22 protein-coding genes and 1 tRNA gene are annotated in these 20,994 nt (G+C 53.8%); 20 read left to right on the top strand and 3 right to left on the bottom strand.

The window, feature by feature from the left end; translation table 11 throughout:
• Positions 1–37 precede the first annotated feature (37 nt).
• From BU251_RS09200 to BU251_RS09140, 14 genes are all read left to right on the top strand, one after another.
• Positions 38–859, top strand: coding sequence for a TIGR00282 family metallophosphoesterase (locus BU251_RS09200; protein ID WP_128700888.1), 822 nt, complete (start codon positions 38–40; stop codon positions 857–859).
• Positions 834–1,961, top strand: coding sequence for an exodeoxyribonuclease VII large subunit (gene xseA / locus BU251_RS09195; RefSeq protein ID WP_128700887.1), 1,128 nt, complete (start codon positions 834–836; stop codon positions 1,959–1,961). The genes BU251_RS09200 and xseA overlap by 26 nt, the downstream gene beginning before the upstream one ends.
• Positions 1,962–1,990: 29 nt before the next feature.
• Entirely contained in the window at positions 1,991–2,209 is a 219-nt protein-coding gene (gene xseB / locus BU251_RS09190) for an exodeoxyribonuclease VII small subunit (RefSeq protein WP_128700886.1), read from the top strand.
• A gap of 6 nt (positions 2,210–2,215) precedes the next feature.
• A complete protein-coding gene (dxs, locus tag BU251_RS09185) occupies positions 2,216–4,102 on the top strand; it encodes a 1-deoxy-D-xylulose-5-phosphate synthase (RefSeq protein WP_128700885.1) in 1,887 nt (628 codons plus the stop codon).
• Positions 4,103–4,107: 5 nt separating this feature from the next.
• The gene (locus BU251_RS09180; protein WP_228767810.1) at positions 4,108–4,311 is read left to right on the top strand and encodes a 4Fe-4S dicluster domain-containing protein; all 204 of its coding nucleotides are present in this window, start codon (positions 4,108–4,110) and stop codon (positions 4,309–4,311) included.
• 1 nt (position 4,312) lies between these two features.
• Positions 4,313–5,392, top strand: a complete 1,080-nt coding sequence (locus BU251_RS09175) for a 3-methyl-2-oxobutanoate dehydrogenase subunit VorB (RefSeq protein WP_128700884.1) — start codon at positions 4,313–4,315, stop codon at positions 5,390–5,392.
• A gap of 1 nt (position 5,393) precedes the next feature.
• Positions 5,394–6,122 carry a thiamine pyrophosphate-dependent enzyme gene (locus tag BU251_RS09170; protein ID WP_128700883.1) on the top strand — a complete coding sequence of 243 codons (729 nt, stop codon included), beginning with the start codon at positions 5,394–5,396 and terminating at the stop codon, positions 6,120–6,122.
• Positions 6,123–6,128: 6 nt separating this feature from the next.
• The gene (locus BU251_RS09165; protein ID WP_128700882.1) at positions 6,129–6,680 is read left to right on the top strand and encodes a 2-oxoacid:acceptor oxidoreductase family protein; all 552 of its coding nucleotides are present in this window, start codon (positions 6,129–6,131) and stop codon (positions 6,678–6,680) included.
• Between the two features lie 59 nt (positions 6,681–6,739).
• Positions 6,740–8,038 carry a glutamate--tRNA ligase gene (gltX, locus tag BU251_RS09160; protein ID WP_164908953.1) on the top strand — a complete coding sequence of 433 codons (1,299 nt, stop codon included), beginning with the start codon at positions 6,740–6,742 and terminating at the stop codon, positions 8,036–8,038.
• A gap of 156 nt (positions 8,039–8,194) precedes the next feature.
• Positions 8,195–8,338 (top strand): hypothetical protein, encoded by a 144-nt coding sequence (locus BU251_RS09480; RefSeq protein WP_164908952.1) that lies wholly within the window; start codon positions 8,195–8,197, stop codon positions 8,336–8,338.
• 342 nt (positions 8,339–8,680) lie between these two features.
• Positions 8,681–9,511, top strand: a complete 831-nt coding sequence (locus BU251_RS09155; protein ID WP_128700880.1) for a GGDEF domain-containing protein — start codon at positions 8,681–8,683, stop codon at positions 9,509–9,511.
• A gap of 183 nt (positions 9,512–9,694) precedes the next feature.
• Positions 9,695–10,342: a class I SAM-dependent methyltransferase gene (locus tag BU251_RS09150; RefSeq protein WP_164908951.1), complete on the top strand. Its 648-nt coding sequence runs from the start codon at positions 9,695–9,697 to the stop codon at positions 10,340–10,342.
• A gap of 50 nt (positions 10,343–10,392) precedes the next feature.
• A complete protein-coding gene (locus BU251_RS09145; protein WP_128700878.1) occupies positions 10,393–11,919 on the top strand; it encodes a glycosyltransferase family protein in 1,527 nt (508 codons plus the stop codon).
• Between the two features lie 110 nt (positions 11,920–12,029).
• Complete coding sequence (locus BU251_RS09140) at positions 12,030–12,287, top strand: hypothetical protein (protein ID WP_128700877.1); 258 nt, start codon at positions 12,030–12,032, stop codon at positions 12,285–12,287.
• Positions 12,288–12,348: 61 nt separating this feature from the next.
• On the opposite strand, the gene BU251_RS09135 is transcribed toward BU251_RS09140, so the two are convergent.
• A complete protein-coding gene (locus BU251_RS09135; RefSeq protein WP_128700876.1) occupies positions 12,349–13,872 on the bottom strand; it encodes a DUF1846 domain-containing protein in 1,524 nt (507 codons plus the stop codon).
• 487 nt (positions 13,873–14,359) lie between these two features.
• Here BU251_RS09135 and BU251_RS09130 point away from each other — a divergent pair.
• Positions 14,360–14,434 (top strand) — tRNA-Gln (locus BU251_RS09130).
• On the opposite strand, the gene BU251_RS09125 is transcribed toward BU251_RS09130, so the two are convergent.
• On the bottom strand, positions 14,399–16,090 hold the full coding sequence (locus tag BU251_RS09125) for a recombinase family protein (RefSeq protein ID WP_128700875.1): 1,692 nt from the start codon (positions 16,088–16,090) through the stop codon (positions 14,399–14,401). The two genes, BU251_RS09130 and BU251_RS09125, sit on opposite strands and share 36 nt — an antisense overlap.
• A 72-nt stretch (positions 16,091–16,162) precedes the next feature.
• Positions 16,163–16,507 (bottom strand): hypothetical protein, encoded by a 345-nt coding sequence (locus BU251_RS09120; RefSeq protein WP_128700874.1) that lies wholly within the window; start codon positions 16,505–16,507, stop codon positions 16,163–16,165.
• Positions 16,508–17,009: 502 nt separating this feature from the next.
• On the opposite strand from BU251_RS09120, the gene BU251_RS09115 reads away from it, so the two are divergent.
• From BU251_RS09115 to BU251_RS09095, 5 genes are all read left to right on the top strand, one after another.
• The gene (locus BU251_RS09115) at positions 17,010–17,582 is read left to right on the top strand and encodes an RNA polymerase sigma factor (protein ID WP_128700873.1); all 573 of its coding nucleotides are present in this window, start codon (positions 17,010–17,012) and stop codon (positions 17,580–17,582) included.
• A gap of 62 nt (positions 17,583–17,644) precedes the next feature.
• Positions 17,645–17,920: a hypothetical protein gene (locus tag BU251_RS09110; protein ID WP_128700872.1), complete on the top strand. Its 276-nt coding sequence runs from the start codon at positions 17,645–17,647 to the stop codon at positions 17,918–17,920.
• A gap of 444 nt (positions 17,921–18,364) precedes the next feature.
• Positions 18,365–18,808, top strand: coding sequence for a helix-turn-helix domain-containing protein (locus tag BU251_RS09105; protein WP_128700871.1), 444 nt, complete (start codon positions 18,365–18,367; stop codon positions 18,806–18,808).
• A 234-nt stretch (positions 18,809–19,042) separates the two neighbouring features.
• Positions 19,043–20,350, top strand: a complete 1,308-nt coding sequence (locus tag BU251_RS09100; RefSeq protein ID WP_128700870.1) for a site-specific DNA-methyltransferase — start codon at positions 19,043–19,045, stop codon at positions 20,348–20,350.
• The gene (locus tag BU251_RS09095; RefSeq protein WP_128700869.1) at positions 20,343–20,969 is read left to right on the top strand and encodes a hypothetical protein; all 627 of its coding nucleotides are present in this window, start codon (positions 20,343–20,345) and stop codon (positions 20,967–20,969) included. Before BU251_RS09100 ends, BU251_RS09095 begins: the two co-directional genes overlap by 8 nt.
• Positions 20,970–20,994: the final 25 nt, after the last annotated feature.

Genomic DNA, 20,994 nt, shown 5'->3' with positions numbered 1-20,994 from the left:
CTGATCGTTTGATACGTCGACACACCAATAGTTGTTTATGAAAATCTTATTTATCGGTGATATTGTCGGTTCTCCGGGCCGCGCCGCCGTCAAAGGGCTCCTGCCTGGCTTGCGCAAGGCCCGCGGCATCGATGTGGTCATCGCCAATGCCGAAAATTCCGCCGGCGGCTCCGGCATCACGCAGCGCGTCGCGCGCGACCTGTTTCAGTCGGGATGCGATGTCCTGACGTCGGGCGATCATGTCTGGCGCCGGCCCGAGATCGTGGATCTCCTGCATACCCAGACCAATATCCTGCGGCCGTTGAATTTTCCCAAGATGACGCCGGGGCACGGCAGCACGGTTTTCAAGACCGAGGCCGGCGCCAAGGTGGGCGTCATTTGTCTTTTGGGCCGCGTTTTTATCGACGCGATGGTGGAGTCGCCGTTCCGCATCATCCAGGAAGAGATCAAGGTGCTCCGGAAAGAGACGTCTGTGATCATCGTTGATTTGCATGCGGAGGCGACGTCGGAAAAGGTCGCGATGGGCTGGTTTTTGGACGGAGAGGTGTCGGCGGTCCTGGGCACGCACACGCATATCCAGACGGCCGACGAAAAGATCCTGCCCCGCGGCACAGCGTATCTCACGGACGCCGGGATGACCGGACCGTATGATTCGGTGATCGGCCGCAGCAAAGACAAGATCATTGAGCGCTTTCTCACAGGGATGCCGACGAGATTTGAGCTGGGCACAGGCGACATCCAACTGCATGGCGCCGTCATCGAGATTGACCCGGCCACGGGTAAGGCCGTGCGTATCGAGCGCATTCAGGAACATTTTGCCCCCAAGACTGAAGATGCCCAAGATCCTGACGATCAGTGAACTGACGCATGATTTGAAAGAAGTCCTGGAGAATATTTTCCAGGAAGTATGGGTGGAGGGGGAGGTTTCCAATCTGCGCTCTCCCGGTTCGGGCCACAGCTATTTCAGCCTGAAGGACGCCCAGAGCACTTTGCGCTGCGTTTTGTTCCGCAACGCGGCCGCGCGCCTGAAATGCGCCCTTGCAGACGGCATGCACGTGGTCGCGTCGGGCCGCATAGGCGTTTACGGACGTGACGGCCAGTACCAGCTTTATGTCGACACCCTGCAGCCCAAGGGCACAGGCGCCTTGCAGATGGCCTTCGAACAGCTGAAGGTCCGGCTGGCCCAGGAAGGGTTGTTCGACGAGGCGCGTAAAAAACCCTTGCCTTTTCTGCCCGAGACGATCGGCGTCGTCACCTCGCCGACAGGCGCGGTCATCCGCGATATCCTCCAGGTTTTGGAGAGGCGTTTTCCGCGGGCCCGCGTCGTCATCAACCCTGTGCGCGTGCAGGGGGAGGGCTCGGCCGAAGAGATCGCCCGGGCTGTTGAGGAATTCAACGCATGGGGTCAGCCGGATGTGATCATTTTGGCGCGCGGCGGCGGGAGCCTCGAAGACCTTTGGAGCTTTAACGAAGAACGGGTCGCGCGCGCCATCGCTGCGTCCGGCATTCCTGTAGTTTCGGCCGTCGGCCACGAGACGGATTATACGATTGCCGATTTCGTGGCCGACAAAAGGGCGCCGACGCCTTCGGCGGCGGCGGAGATGGTAATGCCTGTCGAGACGGAACTGCGGGAGCGCATTGATCAGCTGGTGAAACATCTCTGGCGCAGCCTCGTCGACGTCGTGCCCCAGCAGAGCCAGCACATCGACGATCTTTGCGAGGAGATGCGGCGCGCCCTGCAGAACAGATTTGAGGCCAAAAAGCTCGAGGTTGACGGTTTCTGCCGCGAGCTGGAAGCGCTCAATCCCCTGGCCATTTTGAGACGGGGCTATAGTGTGACGATGGCCGAGGACGGCCGCACGGCCATACGCCGTACAGACCAGTTGAAAACAGGGGACCGGTTGAAGACGCGGCTCGCAAAAGGGGAGTTCCTGAGCCGGGTGGAAGAGGTCATCGCATAGAGATGCAACAATAACACGCCGAGGGCATTATGGGATTCGAAGAAAGCCTCAAGAAGCTGGAGAAGATCATCGATGACCTTCATTCCGAAAAAATTTCGCTGGAAAAGTCCATTGAGAAGTTTGAAGAAGGCGTCAAGCTGGCCGACCATTGCCTTAAGACTTTGGATGGCATGAGGAAGAAGATCGAGGTCGTTGCCAAGACAAAAGACGGCAAGCTCAAAATCAAGCCGTTCGAAGAGGAAGCCTAGGGGCCCATGTTTTTGGAAACTATCCGTTCGCCGCAAGATTTAAAAAAGATCCCCCGGGACAAGCTGCCGGAGCTGGCTGCGGAAGTCCGCAGCCGCATCATCGGCGTCGTCTCCAAAACCGGCGGGCACTTGGCGTCGAGCCTCGGCGCCGTCGAGCTGGCCATCGCCGTCCATTATTGTTTTCAAGCGCCCGAGGACATCATCATCTGGGATGTCGGCCACCAGGCCTATGCGCACAAGATCTTGACGGGGCGCAACGAGCGTTTCGATACCCTCAGGCAAAAGGATGGCCTGAGCGGTTTTCCTTGCAGGACAGAATCCGTTTACGATCCGTTTACCACCGGGCACAGCTCGACGGCCGTTTCCCTGGCGTTCGGCTGCGCCGCTGCGCGTGACCTGCGGGAGACACACGAGAAGGTGGTCGCGATCGTCGGAGACGGCGCCCTGACAGGGGGTATGTGTTTTGAGGCCCTTAACCACGTCGGGCATCTCGGCAAAGACATGCTCGTCATCCTCAATTCCAACGACATGGCGATCGCCCCCAGCGTGGGCGCCTTGAGCACGTATCTCAACAAGATCATTTCCAGACCCATCTATAACCGTTTCAAGGACGCGCGGGACGCATTTTTAAAACAACGCCTCGGCCGGATCGGCCCGAGACTCCAGAAGCTCGCCGACAAATTTGAAGAACTGCTCAAAGGCCTGATCGTCCCCGGGATTTTTTTTGAAGAGATGGGGTTCAAGTATTTCGGCCCGCTCGACGGTCACAATACGACCCTTTTGATCGACACCCTTCAGAACATCTCCCATCTCAAGGGACCGCTTCTTTTGCATGTCATCACCAAAAAAGGCAAGGGGTTCGCCCCGGCTGAAAACCAGCCCGTCCGTTTCCATGGGACGACTTGTTTTGACATCGCTTCCGGCGAGGTGGCTGCGCCGGAGGAGAAGCCCCAGGCGAGTTTTACGGATGTCTTCAGCGCCGCGCTCCAGGCGTTGGCGCAAAAAGACAAAAAGATCGCGGCGATCACCGCCGCCATGCCCGAGGGCACGGGGCTGACGTCTTTTGCCAAGGTTTTCCCGGAGCGTTTTTTCGACGTCGGGATCGCCGAGCAGCATGCCGTGGGGTTTGCCGCAGGGCTGGCCCGGGCCGGCCTCAAGCCTTATGTCGCGGTTTACTCGACATTCCTGCAGAGGGCTTACGACCAGATAGTGGAGGAAGTATGTCTTCAGAATCTTGGCGTGGTTTTGTGTCTCGACAGGGCGGGAATCGTCGGCGAAGACGGCCCGACGCATCACGGCATGTTCGATATCAGCTACTTGAGGCACCTGCCCAACATGACGGTCATGGCGCCGGCGGACAAGGAAGACCTGGAAGCGATGTTGGCGTTTGCCTCTGAATGTCCGACGCCGGTGGCGATCCGTTACCCGAGAGGGACGGCGCCTTGCCGGAGGGAAAATTTTGCCGTGGCCCCTGTCCGTCAGGGCCGGGCGGAGATCCTCCTGGACGGCGGGGTGGCTACCATCTTGGCCCTGGGCAGTATGGTCGATGTGGCCGTGGATGCCGCGGACATTCTTTCGAGAGAAGGCGTCCGCGTGACGCTTGTCAACGCCCGTTTTGCCAAACCCATCGACGAAGGACTTGTCTTGAAGCTTTATGACGCGACCGAGGCCCTTGTGACTGTCGAGGAGGGCGTTATGGCCGGAGGTTTCGGCAGTGGTGTTTTAGAAGCCTTGCGCGCCGATGGCCGTCTCTTCACATCCGCCAAGAAAGTGAAGTGCCTGGGTTTGCCCGTGTCCTTCATCACATTCGGCAAGCGCAAGGATCTTTTGAAGCAATATGGGCTCTGTGCGGAAGGCATTGCGGCGGCCGTCCGGGAAGCTCTGGGGAGATAGCGGTTATGGCTAAACTGAAGATCAACAGGCAAAGGTGCAAGAGCTGCCAGCTCTGTATCGTCTGGTGCCCCAGGAAAAATCTGAAGCTCGACGGGACTTTAAACGAAGCCGGCGTCTTTCCGGCCGTCGTCATCGACCCGGCCAACTGCACGGGCTGCGGCATGTGTTTTGTGATGTGTCCGGATGCCTGTATCGAGATAGAGGGATAGGATGAAAAAGACGATCCTGTGTTCCGGCAACGAGGCGATAGGGGAGGCGGCGATCCGCGCCGGCCTGAGATTTTATGCGGGTTACCCCATCACGCCCCAAAATGAACTGACCGCTTATATGGCGGACCAGCTGCCTCGGCGCGGCGGCATCTTTATTCAGTCGGAATCGGAGCTCGCTGCCATCAATATGATTTATGGGGCGTCCGCCGCCGGCGCGCGCGTCATGACAAGTTCCTCGTCGCCGGGCATCAGCCTTAAACAGGAAGGGATTTCTTATATTTCAGGGGCCCAATTGCCCGCCGTGATCATCAACGTCATGCGCGCCGGCCCGGGGCTGGGAAACATCTGGCCGGCGCAGTCGGATTATTTCCAGGCGACGAAAGGCGGCGGCCACGGCGATTATCATATGATCGTTCTGGCGCCGGCCAGCGTGCAGGAGTCTTTTGACCTGACCCGATTGAGTTTTGAGCTGGCGGACCGTTATCGTATCGCGGTCATGGTCCTGAGCGACGGCTTGCTCGGCCAGATGATGGAGGGGTTGACATTTGACGAGGAGCTGGCTCCGCCGGCGGCCGTCGAAAAACCATGGGCCCTGACCGGCGCCAGGGACCGCAAGCCGAACGTCGTCCGGTCGCTCTTCATGAAGCGGCCCGATGTCGAGAAGAACAATCTTGTCTTGCAGAAAAAGTATCGCCGGGCCGCCGCGCGGGAAGTCCGTTACGCCGAGACATTCATGGACGACGCCACGATGGCGGTGGTCGCCTACGGTTCTGTGGCGCGCATTGCCGAGGCCGTCGTCCGCCGCCTGCGCGCCAAGGGCCGCAGGGTCGGTTTGTTCAGGCCCGTTACGCTCTGGCCGTTTCCGTCAAAACGCCTGGCAGACCTCAGCCGCCGCGTCAAAAAATTCCTTGTTGTCGAGATGTCCTACGGCCAGATGGTCGAAGACGTCCGCTTGAGCGTCGAGGGCCGCGCCGCCGTTTCTTTTTACGGCCGGTCGGGCGGCGGCGTCCCGACGGAATCGCAGATCGAGCGAGAGACCCTCCGGTGCCTGTCGGCGCCGTTGAAAAAAAGGGGGCGCTAGGATGGCAAAGAGTTATTTAAGGCCTCAGACGCTGACGGATGTGGTGACGCATTACTGTCCCGGCTGCGGCCACGGCATTCTGCACCGCCTCGTGGCAGAGGTCATCGACGAACTGGGTATCCGGAACTCCACTATTGCGGTGGCGCCTGTCGGGTGTGCGGTCGTGGCCTACGATTACTGGGACATTGATTGCGCGGAGGCGGCGCACGGCAGGGCTTTGGCCGTGGCGACGGGCCTCAAACGCGTGCAGCCCGACAAGATCGTCTTCACGTATCAGGGGGATGGTGATCTGGCTGCCATCGGGACGGCAGAGACGATCCATGCGGCGAACCGGGGGGAGAACCTGACCGTTGTTTTTGTCAATAACGCCGTGTACGGCATGACAGGCGGGCAGATGGCGCCGACGACGCTCTTGGACCAGAAGACGGCCACAACGCCGCGGGGCCGCCAGGCTGCGACAGAAGGCTATCCCCTGAAGATATCGGAGATGCTGGCGTTCTTGAGCGGTGTGGTGTCCGTCGAGAGGACCGCGGTCAGCTCGCCCAAAGAGGTCCTCAATACCCGCCGGGCGATCAAAGACGCTTTCATGAACCAGATGGAACACAAAGGGTTTTCTATTGTCGAGGTCCTCTCCATGTGCCCGACATACTGGGACAAGACCCCGGCGGCTGCGGCGCGGTGGATTTCCGAAGAGATGGTAAAATATTTTCCGCTGGGCAAACTTAAGTAGGCAGCCATGACAGAAAAAATCATTTGTGCGGGTTTTGGAGGACAGGGCATCATGGCGATGGGCAAGATCCTTGCCATGTCGGCCCTGCGGGAAGGCAAGAGTGCGACCTGGCTGCCGTCATACGGCGCGGAAGTCCGCGGCGGCACGGCCCATTGCATGGTGGTGCTCTCCGATGGCCCTATCGCTTCCCCGATGGTCGAAAAGGCGGATTCCTTGATCGTCATGAACGATCCCTCGCTGAAACGTTTCCGCACGGCCTTGCGGCCCGGAGGACTTCTTTTGGTTAACGCGACGCTGGCTCAGTGTCTGGGGACATCCAGGCGTCTGCGCGTGGTCAAGGCCCCCCTGACGCAGATGGCGATCGACCTGGGCCTGGAGAAGGTGGCCAACACGATCGCCATCGGTGTTTATCTGGGCCTCAAAAAGATCATTGCCCTCTCGACGATGGAGAAATCCATCGAGGAGGTCCTGGCGCACAGGCCGAATTTAGTCGCCATCAACAAGAGGGCCCTGGAAGAGGGTTTTTTCTTTGCACAAAAACTAAACAAATCCCGCTAGAGAACAAAGTTCTCTGGCGGGACAAAGGCGTCTCAACGAACGGAGTGATTGTCATGCGTGTGAGATTTGCACCGAGTCCGACGGGATACTTGCATATCGGCGGGGCGCGGACTTGCTTGTTCAACTGGCTTTATGCCCGCGCGCAAGGGGGGTCTTTTGTTCTGCGCATCGAAGATACCGACCAGGCGCGGTCAAAAAAAGAATACCTCGAAGAGATCCTTTTTTCCCTCAAGTGGCTGGGCCTTGACTGGGATGAACTGCATTACCAGAGTCAGCGCTTTGACATCTACCGCCAGGTGGCCCAAAAGCTGCTGGATGCCGGTCTCGCCTACAAGGCCGAAGACGGCTCTGGGGCGGTGATCTTCCGGATGCCCCAAAAAACACTTGAGATCGACGACATGATCCACGGCAAGATCACGTTCGACACGGGGCTCATCAAGGACCAGGTCCTGATCAAGTCCGACCAGTCGCCCACCTACAATTTCGCCTGCGTCGTGGACGACGCCGCCATGCAGATCACGCATATCATCCGCGGGGACGACCATATCTCCAATACGCCTAAACAGGTCGTGCTCTACGAAGCCTTGGGGTATCCTTTGCCGAAGTTCGCCCATATCCCCATGATCCTGGGCGCTGGAGGCGGCCGCATGTCCAAGCGCGCAGGCGCTACCGCCATCAGCGAATACAGGTCCATGGGGTTTCTCTCGGGGGCCCTGGTGAACTATCTTATGCTTCTGGGTTGGTCTCCCGGCAACAACCAGGAGATCATTGCGCTCAAGGACGCGATCGCGAAATTCGACATCCAAGATGCCAATAAGACCGCAGCGACATTTGACATGAACAAGCTCTTGTGGCTCAACAGTCAGTATATCAAGAGTTGCCCTATCGAAGAACTGGCCGAGCTCGTCAAGCCGTTCTTGAAAGAACGTAACCTGATTTCCGACAACAATTTTGATGGAAAATATTTAGAGGATGTATTACAATTATTCAAAGAACGGGCGTCGACGCTTGCGGAGTTGAGCGATGCGATGGCATTTTTCTTTGTCAAAGATGTCGCCATGGATCCCGCGGCTGCCGAAAAGTTTTTCGCCCAAGACTTGAATGCCGCCTTCGGGGCTTTGCGGTCGCGGTTTGCCCAATTGTCTGATTTTAGCCCGCCGCGCATTGAAGAGGATTTCCGGCGGACGGCGGCAGAGATGGGGTTGTCGACCAAGCAGTTGATCCATCCTCTGCGCGTGGCGCTTTCCGGCAAGACCGTCGGGCCGGGTATGTTCGAAATGATCGCGACCCTCGGCCGTGACAGGACATTGGAGAGGATAGAGCGCGCGATACAGCTCTACAAAAACAAATCCCGTTAGAGATAACGGATAACCGTAAATATCTATCACCTGACGTTGATGGAAGCGAAAGTTGTTCCGTCGGGTTTGCAGAAAACAAGCGGTCGCCCCGGGGCGACCTATCCCGTTAGAAATCGTGATTCTTAACGGGACCTATCTCTAACGGGACAAATCCGTATGAAGACGCGAAGAGCTTTCAGGCTGGTCCCTTTGGTATGCGCGTTGTTTTTGATGTTATTCTGCCTGGGCTGCGAAACGGTCAAGGGCATGGGCCGGGACATCAAGAACGCCGACCAGTGGGTCAGAGACCATACCTGGTAACGCAGGAGAACTCAAGAAGAACCCGGTATTCCGGGACTTCCCTCGCGTAGTGTGTCTATGCCCGGCGCGTGGCGTGCGCGGCCGGCCGTGACGCCCCCCATGGCCCTTCTTCGCCCGAATTTAATCCCTTGGCCGGAATTCCCTGCCCGCTTTGGGCGGGCGAGGCTACGCCCGTGGATAGGTAATGCCTGCGGCTTTGGCCGCTAGCATAACCATGGCGGTTCGGGACGTCGCCCCACCGGGGCGGACAGGAAAGGACCTACGGGTTATACCCGTGGGGCTCCAGATACCGCAACACAGCTGGACCCCGGTCTTCGCGGATAAGAAGCGAACAGACAGATCATGCTGGACCAGGCCCCAAGAGATATCCTCACCGGATTTTACCAGAGAGACGCCTTGGAACCATATCTGCGGCAGCTGATGGCAGATTCCACGGCGCAAGGCAAACCGTTTTCCCTCGCCCTGATCGACATCGATCGCTTTAAGAAATACAACGACAAATACGGCCATCTTTTCGGCGACGAGATCCTTAAATACGCCACCTCGACGCTGCGGTTGACCTTTTTGGAAGGGCCGTCTTTCTTCTTGCGCTATGGCGGCGACGAATTCATCGTTATCTTCCCCGGCAAGACCGTCAGGGAGGCCTTGTCGGCCATGCGGCAATGCCAACACAACTTGCGCCGCAGGCCGTGTCTTTACGGAAACCGCTTCTACCGCGTATCGGTGAGCTGCGGGATCGCGGGTTTTCCCCAAGACGGCCGGACACCCGACGAGATGATCCGTAACGCCGACGAAGCGATGTATTTTTCCAAAAAGACGGGCCGCAACAGGATCATTCCCTACGGCCGCATCGGTCTTTTGAAATTCCGGCGTATCGCGATGTTTTTGGCCGCGGCACTCTTCGCTGCAGCGGCTGTCACCCTCCTTTATCGCCTTACCTATCAGCAGATCATCCGTCCGAGGCTGGAACAGCTCAAACACATGAAGATCGTGACCGAGCCCAGGAATCTCGATACGGTCATCCTGCGCAACGGCCTGGTCTTCAAGGGCAGCATCCTGACGGAAAATAATGGCGGGGTGGTCCTTCATCTGTATTTTGAAAACGGCGGCGAAGGACAGATGACCATCAGGCGTTCTGAGATTTCCCAGATCAAATATGGCGGCGCCCCCTGATTCATCCCATTTGCCAGAATTTCCTGTCCGCCGTAAGCGGCGGGTGAGGTTCGCGGGGTTTCAGTTCTTCGACGTTTTTTCGTCAATGACATCTTGCGACAGCCGCAGGGACCCCATGGTTATTAGATCCAGGTCATGGCCAATATGGACGGGCAGCAACTTTTCCCTCGGAAGGTGGTCGTTATGATGGACCCTTTTTCAGGCCGGACAATAGATCCGAGAAGGGCGAGATTCCAATATTCCGCGGCCTTTAAGGCGTTTATCAAGAATAAAGGAAGATTGCGTTCGTTTGTTGCGGCCGCCGGCACAGGGCACAGAAGCTTCAAGGTCTACGAGATCACGCGGTTCTTTATTTCCCGCTCGATCGACGGCGACGGGGCGATCTTGGATATCGGCTGCGCCAACGGGTTTTTGCTGCGGTGCCTGCAGGAGTGGTCGGGGCGGTCCTTGGTGCCTTACGGTGTCGACAAGGACGCTTCGCTTGTCCGCAAGGCGAAGCTCCTGTTTCCCCGCCACGCCGCGAATTTCGTCGCCGCCGATCTCTCCATCGAACCGGATTTGGCCAGGATATGGCCGCAGACGCGTTTTGATTACATCTATTGGAATGTCTGGGATAATTATTCCTTCGAGACGCAGAAGGAGACAGAACTTTTGGAGGCATGTTTGCGCCGTCTCAAGGCCGGCGGCCGCCTCATCCTGGGATTTTACGAGTCAGACACGAATAAATCCGCCAAGGTCAGGTATTTGTTGGGCCACGGCTTCAGACAATCCCTCAGAAATTCTTGCCATCGCCGCCAAGGCGAGGTTATTGTCTGGAAAGACGTGAAGTGAGTTTTCGTCGCGGCATGGAGATTTTCCGCAATCGCTAAGGGTGGCGCCGGATGTTTTCCTATGGTTGGCTGTTGTATTTTATTTTCCTTTTGGCAGCTTTTATAAAATTTGTTTTTCACAGCCTTCCGGTTTTCAGGGGTCAGTTCAGGGAAGCGGCGTGGCGGGATGTTCTCCTTGTGGGCCTTGTGACGGCCGCCGGGCTTGTCTTGAGAGTCCGGCACACCTTTCACATAGACCTGGATCCTTACGGCTGGGGATATATCGAGGATGCACTGGCCATCAAGGACATTTTTTTGCTAAAGTTTCCCGCGCGATTCGACCTGGCCGCCGCCTTGCATATACCCGGTTATCCGTTTTTTATATCCCCGGTGCTCGCTGTTGCTGAAAACCTGACAGCGGTTTCATCGTTCAATCTTGCCGCAAGCGTTTTGTCCGTAGGCCTTTTGTATTTCGTCGGCTACGCCTTGACCGCCGATCGCATCGTTTCCTTCCTGGCCGCAGGGCTGCTTGCCGTTTCGCCGCAGCACCTCGTTTACAGCGGGTATGAATTTCCCATGTCGCTTTCCGTATTTCTCGTTGTCCTGGAGTTTTTGTTCTTGATCTGCTTCCTGAAGAGCAAGAGCCGGTTTATCGGCCTGGGCCTTCTTTTCCTTTTTTTTATCACGATCAACATCAAACCGGAAAACATCGTCATGCTTGCGCTGTTCTTGTTCGTCCTTCTCCCAGAGGCGAAGAAAGACGATGCGCTCCGGGAGGCGCTCAAAGGATATCTCGGGATGGCCGTCCTGTTGGCTATTGCAACGTTGTTCTTCTGCCTCCCTTTTATGGTCAACTGGAACGGGATTCAGTCTGCCTGCATCTCTGCCGCCTATCACGGCCGCAATGCCCCCTTTGCCGCGGTTTATTTCATCAAGAACTTTAATCTTTTCCTCTCGCGGACGGGAGGCATGGCGCTGTGGGCGGTCGCAGGCCTGGCCTTGATCCAGATGTTTCACAAGAAAGAACGGATGATGAACGTGGTTGTGGGGTGGTTGTTGGTCAGCCTTATCCCTCTGGCTTATTATGCGCCGGCCAATGCCGAGTGGCAGATATTGCAGATCCTGATCCCTGTTTTTCTTGTGATGGGTTACGTGGTCTCCAAGACGATCGAGCTATTTATCCGCCGCCGCTGGGCGAGGTTTGTCCTGGTTTTCTTTTTGCTGGCCGCGGCCGGTGCGAAGGCTGATAACGATCTGGGGTCTGTCAAGGCGTTCTCATGGAAAGATATCCAAAAGGATTTCCCCGCCTGCCCGGCCCAGGACTGTGTCGTGTCGTTTAAGACCAGCACATCCAAGACCGCGCTCGAATTCTTGTTCCCGCAGGACCGCTGGCTTTTTATCAATGACGCCGGTTTTGAGGATTCTCTGAAACAGTGCAGGGGGGCGATGTATTATTTCAATCCTGTCGTCTATGGTTTGCTGGAAGAGACCGATCGAGAGACCCTTTTGGATGCGCAAGCCGGCCTGTCGCGCAGGTTCGAGGTGGGCAGGAGGGTCGGTCCCCTGGAAATTTTTGAGCTCTATCCCCGCCGCAAGTGAGCGGCGAAGTTGACAAGGCTTGGCAGTCCATAATATAATCCTTGGCAGGCAAGACAATGGCGTCTTGCCGGAGAGCGCGTTGTGCCTGGATCAAGAGAAGGCACAAGAGCATGACGATGAAGTCATCCAAGAAAACAAAGCCGCAGGGGTATCTGTGCCCTTCTTGCGGCGCTCCGACGACGTCGAAGGGGCACCTCTGCGCACCCATGAATGTCCCAGGGACGCCTCGCTGCGGATTTTGCGGAGGCGTTCTGGAGAATCTGCGTCATTCCTGCGCATCCAAATCCGAAAGACCCTCATTTGTCTGCGGCTGTTGCGGAAGGACATCCGCGTCCGAAACAGAGATATGCCATCCGATCAAAATATGACCGCGTTTTTGTTGCGGCATGCCTTCCAGCAAGCGGCATTTCCTTCTTCAAGACAAAACATTTAGACCATAAACAGATTGCGGGAAGAGAATTGGCCGTCTGAGGTGAGGTTGATGCCCAGCTTGTTGAGGCCGATCTGGTCGCCGGGGGTGGGGATGTGAGTCATGTGCATCTCACAGTTGCGTAGTTCCGTCAGTTTCTTCATGGCCAGTTCGGCCGTATGATTGGTCGTTGCGCCGATCGAAAGGGCGATGAGCGTTTCTTGAAGGTCCAGGCTGGTCGATTCCTGCCGCAGGGCCCCTTGTTTGAGTCCCGAGATCTGGTGGATGATCTGGGGCGACAACAGGAGGATCTCGTCGGGTATATTGGCAAGCGTCTTGATGGCATTGAGGATCACGCTCGAGGCCGCGTGCATCAGCTGCGAGTTTTTTCCCGTGATGATCCTGCCGTCGCCGAGCTGGATGGCCGCCCCGCAATAAATGCCTTCGTTGCCTTTACCGTTGGTCTCGGCCTGACGGGCCGCTTCCCTCGCCGGCTCGACGGTCGGCCGGTCGGTCACCTTCAGCCCCAGTTCTTCCATCAGGGACATGGCGCGGTCCACCGTCGGTTTCTTTTCGACCCCCAGGGCGTATTCGGTATTGTAGCGCAAATAGCGCCGTATCAGTTCCTGTTTGGATGCTTCGCGCACGACGTCGTCCTGGACGATGCCGAAGCCTGCCCTGTTGACACCCATGTCCGTCGGTGATTGGTACAGGACGGGGTGCGCTTGTCCTTCGAAGATCCTCTCCAGGATCAGCTTGAGGATCGGGAAACTTTCGACGTCGCGGTTATAGTTGATGGCGACTTTTTTGTAGGCACCCAGATGGAACGGGTCGACGAGGTTGAAGTCCTGGATATCTGCGGTCGCCGCTTCGTAGGCGATGTTCACCGGGTGTTTGAGTTCGATGCTCCAGATGGGGAAAGTTTCAAATTTGGCGTACCCGGCGTTAGTGCCGCGGCGGTGCTCATTGTAGAGTTGGGATAGACAGGTTGAGAGTTTTCCGCTGTTCGGCCCAGGCCCTGTTACGACGACGATAGGCTTGTCCGTTTCAATGTAGTCGTTTTTGCCGAAGCCCTTGTCGCTGACAACGGCGTCTACGTCCACAGGGTAACCCTCAATGGGATAATGGAAGTAGACCTTGATCCCCCTGCGTTCCAGCTTGTTTTTGAAGACGACGGCGGACGGCTGATTGTTAAAGCGCGTGATGACGACGGCCAGGATGTCCAAGTCCCATTTTCTGAGGTCGTCGATCAGCTTGAAGGTGGCGGCGTCATAGGTGATGCCGAAATCCCCCCGCAGCCGGCCGCTTTCGATGTCCCCGGCGTAGATAGAGAGGACGATATTGATCTTGTCCGAGAGCATCTGCAGGAGGCGCAGCTTGACATTGGGGTCATAGCCGGGCAGGACCCTGGCGGCATGGTAATCGAAACACAACTTGCCGCCGAACTCCAGATACAGCTTGTTATCGAACTTGCGGACTCTTTCGGAGATAGCTTGGGCTTGCTCGCGGAGGTATTTTTCGTTGTCGAAGCCGATCCTTTTCATGGTGGGGGGGGGAGCGCCTTTGGTCCCGATGCATTATCATAAGACAGTTGCACAGGATTGTAAAGGACTATAAGAGGTTTTTCGCGGGCCTAAAAAATAAACTTGTCAGGCAGGGGCAGGGATATTACAATAATCATACCGATTTTACCCTTTTCCGTCGTCAGGTCTATTTTTGGGCCTCAGGACGGGCAAAAGCAGTTGATAACCTGGATTGCAATGATTGCCCTGTCCTTCGCGCAGGATGTTGCACCTGGCCTTATCGGAAAGGCCAGTATTACGCTTTCTGCGTAATCGCGCTCAGGGCGGGCAAAAGGTACCTAAAGATTTTTTGTTTTGCCCTGCCCTTCGGCCCAGGATGTAATCGGACCTCGGGACGGGCAAAATGCAAGCTGATAACCTGATGGTGATATTGCCCTGCCCTTCGCACAGGACGGGTCGTGCTCAGGGCGGGCAAAATGCAAGGTAAAATTACCTTAAATATACATTTTGCCCTGTCGTCTAATTGGTAGGACACTAGACTCTGGATCTAGGTGTCTTGGTTCGAGTCCAAGCGGGGCAGCCATTGTTGACAACTATCCGAAACTTCGGGTAGCGATACAGTGGATGCAAGCGCCTTACAGGCTTCTGTAGGGCGCTTTTCGTTTATAGAGGCTATTTCGGTAGGGAGGATGCCTTCAAGAGGTTCGTCAACATACATATTGATTACCAGCCGGTCGCTATACACGTAGATATCCTTGATCAGGGCTTGTATGAGGCTTTTCTGGGTTTCCGGAGAGGCATCTTCGAGGTGTTGTATGGCAAAGCCCATGGTTCGGTATACGAGCTCACCGGAGCAGGCGTTTATGCTGGCAACTCGCTTCTGGGCCTGCAGCTTGTCTATCTCGTCTTCAAGTTTTGCGATCTCGGCTTCCAGGTCATTCATCTTGTCTTTATAGGTGGAGCCTTTGGTGACGGCATTACCCAGGGCTAATTCCAGCAGCTTATTTGCCTGGTGCCGGAACCCGTTTAGCCTGGTTTCCTTTTCTTTAAGGTCTGCCTCTATCTTTTCAAGCTTTGCCTGCGACTCGAGCATTGCGTCGCCAAGGGCTTTTATAATAATGCTTTTGTCCTTGGATGCCCGCCTGAAATAATCGATTATGGCTTTGTCAAAAGTGGTTGCGGAGATGCGCGCAGCCTTGCATCCCAGGGCTTGCTTAGCGCGGCTGCATTCATAATAAAAGAACTTTCTCCGGCCGCGGCCGCCCGAGAAATTGCAGACCATATGGCTGCCACAATCGCCGCATCTGATGATCCCTGCAAGTAGGTATTCGTAGAATCTTTCCTTCTGCACAAAGTTGTGGCCGGGGAGTCTTGCGTTTAATATCTTGTTGGCCCTTTCCCATAGCCACTCTTCTACAATTGGAGGATGAGTGCCTTTATGATACTCTCCGCTGTACTGGATGTAGCCCTTATAGAAGGGATTCTTTAAGATCCTTGAGATAACCTGCCTGCGCCATTCCTTGCCGTTTAGAGTTTTTAGCCCGCGCCTATGTAGTTCAAGGCCTACCTGCGTAAGTGATTTATTATCTGCGGCCATCTCCCAGATAGCTTTAAGATGGAGAGATATCTTCTCATCAAGGACAATCTTGTGTGGCTGGCGGCCGTTAGGTAGAGGTTGTCCGTCTGGTATAAGCTTATATCCGTAAGGCAGCATCCCGCCGACCCATTTGCCTTGGCGCACCCGGGCAATAGCGGAGGCTTTCACGCGCTCGCCGGTAAGCTCCCGCTCAAAGGCTGACAAGATCCCAAGTATACCAATGACCACTCTGCCTATGGCGGTTGAGCTGTCAAGATTCTCGCGTACGGATACGAAAGCGATCTCTTTGGAGTTGAATAGATCAATAAGCCAGTAGAGGTCCCGGGTATTACGGGTCAGGCGGTCAAGACGGAAGAAGATTATTCCGTCAAAAGGGGCAGTTCCTCTACGCACGTGGTCAATAATCATCTGGATGCCGGGCCGGTCAAGATCCTTGCCGGAGTATCCGTCATCGTCTATTCGACCTTTGTTGCCTATCTTGGCGAGCTCATATCCAAAGGCATCCAGCAAGTTTTTGCAGTGGTAGGCTTGGCTGTCCAGGGTAGTAAAATCTCCCTGGGCCTGGTCGTCAGTGGAGCAGCGCGTATAGATAACGTAGCGTTTTTTGTTGGTTGTTTTATCTGTCTTAGGTTTTATGATCATAGATTTCTACCACATTTGAGTGCAGGCATCCGCCAGGCAGAGGAGCGTCTTCTGCCTGGCGGCTAAGAATAGCTATGCCTGGGCTTTCCGCGTTTTGCCTTTGCCCCAGCCAGCCTTCCATCTGGCCACGGCCCCGGCCACAATGGTATCGACAGTCTTTTGATCGCCGATATTCTTTAGCGCGTCGGCGAGCTCCTGCTTGTTAAGCACCCGGAAATTCTTAACTCCGCGCTGCTTAGCCTCTAGCATTAGCTCGTTGCGCGTGCTGCCCGCTGCCAAGATAACGCCTTCTTTAGGAGAGGGAGAATTGTCAACCGGCGCCTTGGCTTTTTGAGTTTTTGATTTTTTCTTGCCGTAATGCTTGGCATGAAGTTTATGCAAAAACTCCCGGTCTTTCTTTTTCTGCTCTGCAGTCATGTGGTAGTCACCTCCTTTCAGATTTTTTGGACACCCCAACCCTATAACAAAACCCCTACAAGTCAAGAGGAATCGATGCCTCTATATGTATATACCGATTTTTTTAACAATTTGTCACAGGGGTGTGACAGTTTGAGAAAAAAATCTGTATACATCTGTAGGGAGCAAATATGGCACGAGGGATAAAAGACGATTTTAATAAGCGATTCGGGAACCGGATTCAGGTGGTTTACGCGAAGAACCTTTCGCCTTCACAGAGAGAGCAGCGAAATAGAAAACTCTGCGAGGCAGTGATAAAAGTTTTGACCGACATCCTGGGCAGAGAGCCAACGCAAAGAGAGCTGTTTGGAATCGATGATCTTACGAAAGTAAAAAGGTATAAATAGCGGTATCTCTTTATATATTTGTGAGACCTCCGTGATTTACTTCATAGTTTTAAAGGGCTAATGTTTACTTAGGGCTCATTTAAAGACACCTCAAGAAATAAAAAAGGAGGTGTCTCATGAGTCTCAATTACGGAGGTTTATTTGAGAGTTGGGAGATTGCGGTTGCCAAGAAAGTTATCAATGATTACAGAAAAGAGCGCACATATTTGGCGCGGGAAGGATTGGATGATTTATTGCAGGAATGTCTTATGCGCTGGCTTGATGTCCGCGATCGCTACGATACAAAGCGTGGCGCTTCAAAAAGGACATATATGGCTGAGGTTGTCAGGAATATGCTTATCAATCTTGCCGAGAAAGCTAGTGCTGATAAGAGGAAAGCGATTTACGAGAGTGTATCCCTGGATGAGCCCTTTAATGACAATGAAGATGAGCCTGCCTTAAAAGATAAACTCACTGAAAGCGATGATGTCCTGCCGCAAATTAAGTCTGAACTCAAGTTAGAGCTTTCCAGAATCTACCAGAAGCTTACTCCGCAGCAACAGAAATTATGCAAGTTGCTTGGCGAAGAAGGCCTGACTATCAGCGAGGCCTCTAGGCAGCTTAATAAACATAGAATGATTATTCACCGTGAGATAGCTCGGATAAGAGAACTCTTTGAAAAGGAGGGACTAAGGGACTACCTGAAATAATTCTTACACGAGGTGTGACAGTTTAAGAAAAAAATCTGTATACATATATAGGGGCAAAGAAAATGACCGATATATGCAAGTTCAAATTCCAGGAAAAGATAGGCAAGAAAGCTATTGAGAAGCAAATTGCCCGCGCCATTGAGACCGCAGAATATACCTTTGGTCCGGCCAAAGTCAGACTGCATGCCAGTTACCTGGCCACGGATGATAAGGTGGCTATCGTTACCTCAAGCGAAGTCGGAGAATACATCGCTCAGATATTTATCGGAATAATGACCCGCAAACTCGGTGAGGATAAATTCACCGTGGAAAGAATAAGGAGGGGTGAGGAGCCATGAAAGTTATTCAGGGACTAAAGAGACTCTATCAAGGCTTGAGCCGGTATAACCGAGATAGACTCATCGAGGCAAACCGGCCGTTTGGCAAGGATCCAAAAGAATTCATAAGGATGCTGATTTGGCTATTTGCAATTTCAGCGATCGTCATCGGCATCGTTTTAATTATCGGAGGGCGGTAGAGAGCAATGGATGATGGCCAGGGAGATTTATTCTTATCCAAGGAGAAGCAACTCTTGAGCTGGTGTAAGCAAAAGAGGATTTTCTCTAAAGCTGAAGTCATCTCCTTTGGCACTAAGAATTATTATCTCCGGGCCGACAGGACGATTCGGGATTTTGTCCGGCAAGGCTTAGTAAGAAAAATAAGCAAGGAAGAATGCATCCGGAGAAATCTCAAAGGCAAGATGGCCTGGTACGAGCTTGTGTCCGTTTAAGAAGGCAGTTTTTATGGGAAGCGAAAAGATTGATATCAGGGATTTGCGCGATGGCAAATTCCTTTGGATAGATAAGGCAGCGTTAAGGATTATAAGTGAGAGCGCTGGCACCATGGGCGTTGCTGTTTATTCATGGCTTTGTTATTACGCTAATTTTAAGGCGCAGGATTGTTTTCCTTCAGTCACTACATTGGCATATCACTGCGGAGTATCCCGGCGCACAATCATGCGCGCTATTAAGCACTTGGAGCAGCTGAAGGCTATCTCTATTGAGAGGAAGAAAGGCAAGCCGAATATTTATAAGCTGCTTAACATGCCCGGGCCGAGAAGTTATCCACAGCCAAGTAGTGACACCGATGTCACCAGTGACAGGGCTGTCACTGGAGTGGTGACACAGGTGTCACCAGAGGTAGTGACGCCCGTGTCACCCGAACAAGAGATATTAAACAAGAGATAACTAACAAAAGATAGTAGTAGAGGTTGTGAAATCTGTGAATAACTCGTTTTTAATGCTTTTGGGTCCTTCCCGGCCGGGTTTGGCGCGGGTCGGGCGAGGCGCGGGCTTTCAGTGATTATGGCTTAAAAAATTGATGTCAATGTCAATGAAAATGGGTCTTACCCGGTAAAGGCGGGGGACTATCTTTTTTATTTAACTATATGTTTCTAAAGAGGTTATGAAAAGGAGGACAGAGTGGCAAAGATTAACATAAAGCCCGAAATCAGTGACATAAAGTTGTCAGAAATAAAGCCCGCTCCCTATAATCCGCGGGAGATTACGAATGAGGCCCTGTCGGGCCTGCGGCACAGCCTGGAGAAGTTCGGTTACGTAGACTTGCTGGTAGTAAATAAACGCAATATGCATATCATTTCAGGGCATCAGCGCTATAAGATTCTGCAGGCAGAGGGTGTTGAGACTGCACCGGCTATTTTGGTTGACGTTGATGAGATCCAGGAACAGGCAATGAATGTGACGCTCAATAACCAGGAGATTGCCGGGCAGTGGACGCAGGCGCTCATTCCGCTTTTGGAGAGGCTGCGCAAGGAGGCAGCTGATGATTATCTTGCTTTGAGACTTAAGAATTTGCGTGACAGCGTTGGAGACATGGGCGTTGAGAATTTAGGCGACGGCAAGACACTACTGGATGATATTCCCGAACCGCCTAAAGAAGCAATTACCAAAAGAGGCGACCTTTGGATTTTGGGCGAACATCGGCTTCTTTGTGGCGATTCTACAAACGAGGGGGATGTGGCGCGGCTTATGGATAATCAGAAGGCGAGTTTGTTTGCTACGGATCCGCCTTACTGCGTTGATTACACCGGCGCTGACAGGCCTACCGGCGGGCATGACTGGTCTGGCGTCTACCATGAGGTTGATATTCCGGATGCCAAGGAATTTATAAAGAAGTTTTATGAGGTGGGCCTTAAGCATATCAAAGAAAATACCGCGCTCTATCTTTGGCATGCCTCAAAACGAAGAGGCATGATTGAGGATATCTGCGATGAACTGGGTATTCTTGCCCATCAGCAGATTATTTGGGTGAAGCCTTGCGCGGTTTTGACATATTCGTTTTATTCTTGGAGGCATGAGCCGTGTCTTCTCATGTGGATTAAAGGACAAAAACCGCCCTATAAACCAAAAGACAAATCTATCGGCAGCGTGTGGATGATAGATTTCTTGCGCTCAGGCGATCCAACTCAAGCAGAATATCATACGGATGTTTGGGAGCTTGACTGGGAAGGCAAGAAGCGCAACCCTGGGCTGCATCATCCAACGGTTAAACCTACGGAGGTCTTCGCTATTCCTATGCGCGTGCATACTTCGCCCGGAGATATTTGTTATGAGCCGTTCAGCGGGTCCGGTTCGCAGATCATCGCAGCTGAGCGGTTAAATAGGCGCTGCTATGCAATGGAGATTGAGCCTATCTTTTGCGACGTAGCTGTCAAAAGATGGGAGGAATTTTCTGGAAGGAAGGCGCATAGAGAAAATAGCAATGGATGAAAAAAGCCAGAACCTAATAGAGATTGCCCGGAAGAAACGCTATATCTCTCTTGTTGAGAAATTGCAGCGGGGAACGCTGTCTGCCAAGGAGCTTAAGGAGCTTGAGGAGTTTGAAAAGTCCGAACAGAGAAAAGAAACCAACGTACTTGACGGAACGGTTGACCTTGGGACAATTTCAGTATTTTTAGAAAAGTCTCCCCGCATGGTCCGGCGTTACATAAAGCAGGGAATGCCGGTTATCCGGGATTCGCAGGGCGAGATATACCGTTTTAAAGTCAGCGAGGTCTTCAAATGGTTTTACGCCTCGCAAAACCCCGAAGACGGCAGCAAGGATTATTGGGAAAACGAATACCGCAAGAACCGCGCCAAACTAAGCGAGCTCGAATTAAAGCAAAAAGAAGGCGAGCTTATTCCTTTCGCAGATCACGCGTCATTAATTAAAAATCAGATAAGGGGAATTAAGGCTGGTTTTTTACGACTGCCGAAATACATCGCGCCTAAATTGTACCAGCAGGAGCCGAAGGTTATCTGCGAGATGCTGGACGCGGAGCTTCGCTATATCATCAATCAGTTTGCGGGAGTAAAAAGTGAGGATAAAGATAGCCAGAGCAATAGTTAATACCGTCCTGCCTTATGCGGCAGAG

The organism is Candidatus Velamenicoccus archaeovorus (genome assembly GCF_004102945.1).
Classification (GTDB): domain Bacteria; phylum Omnitrophota; class Gorgyraeia; order Velamenicoccales; family Velamenicoccaceae; genus Velamenicoccus; species Velamenicoccus archaeovorus.
Note: the sequence above shows the minus strand (reverse complement) of the source record. Positions and strands in the feature narration are given on the sequence as shown.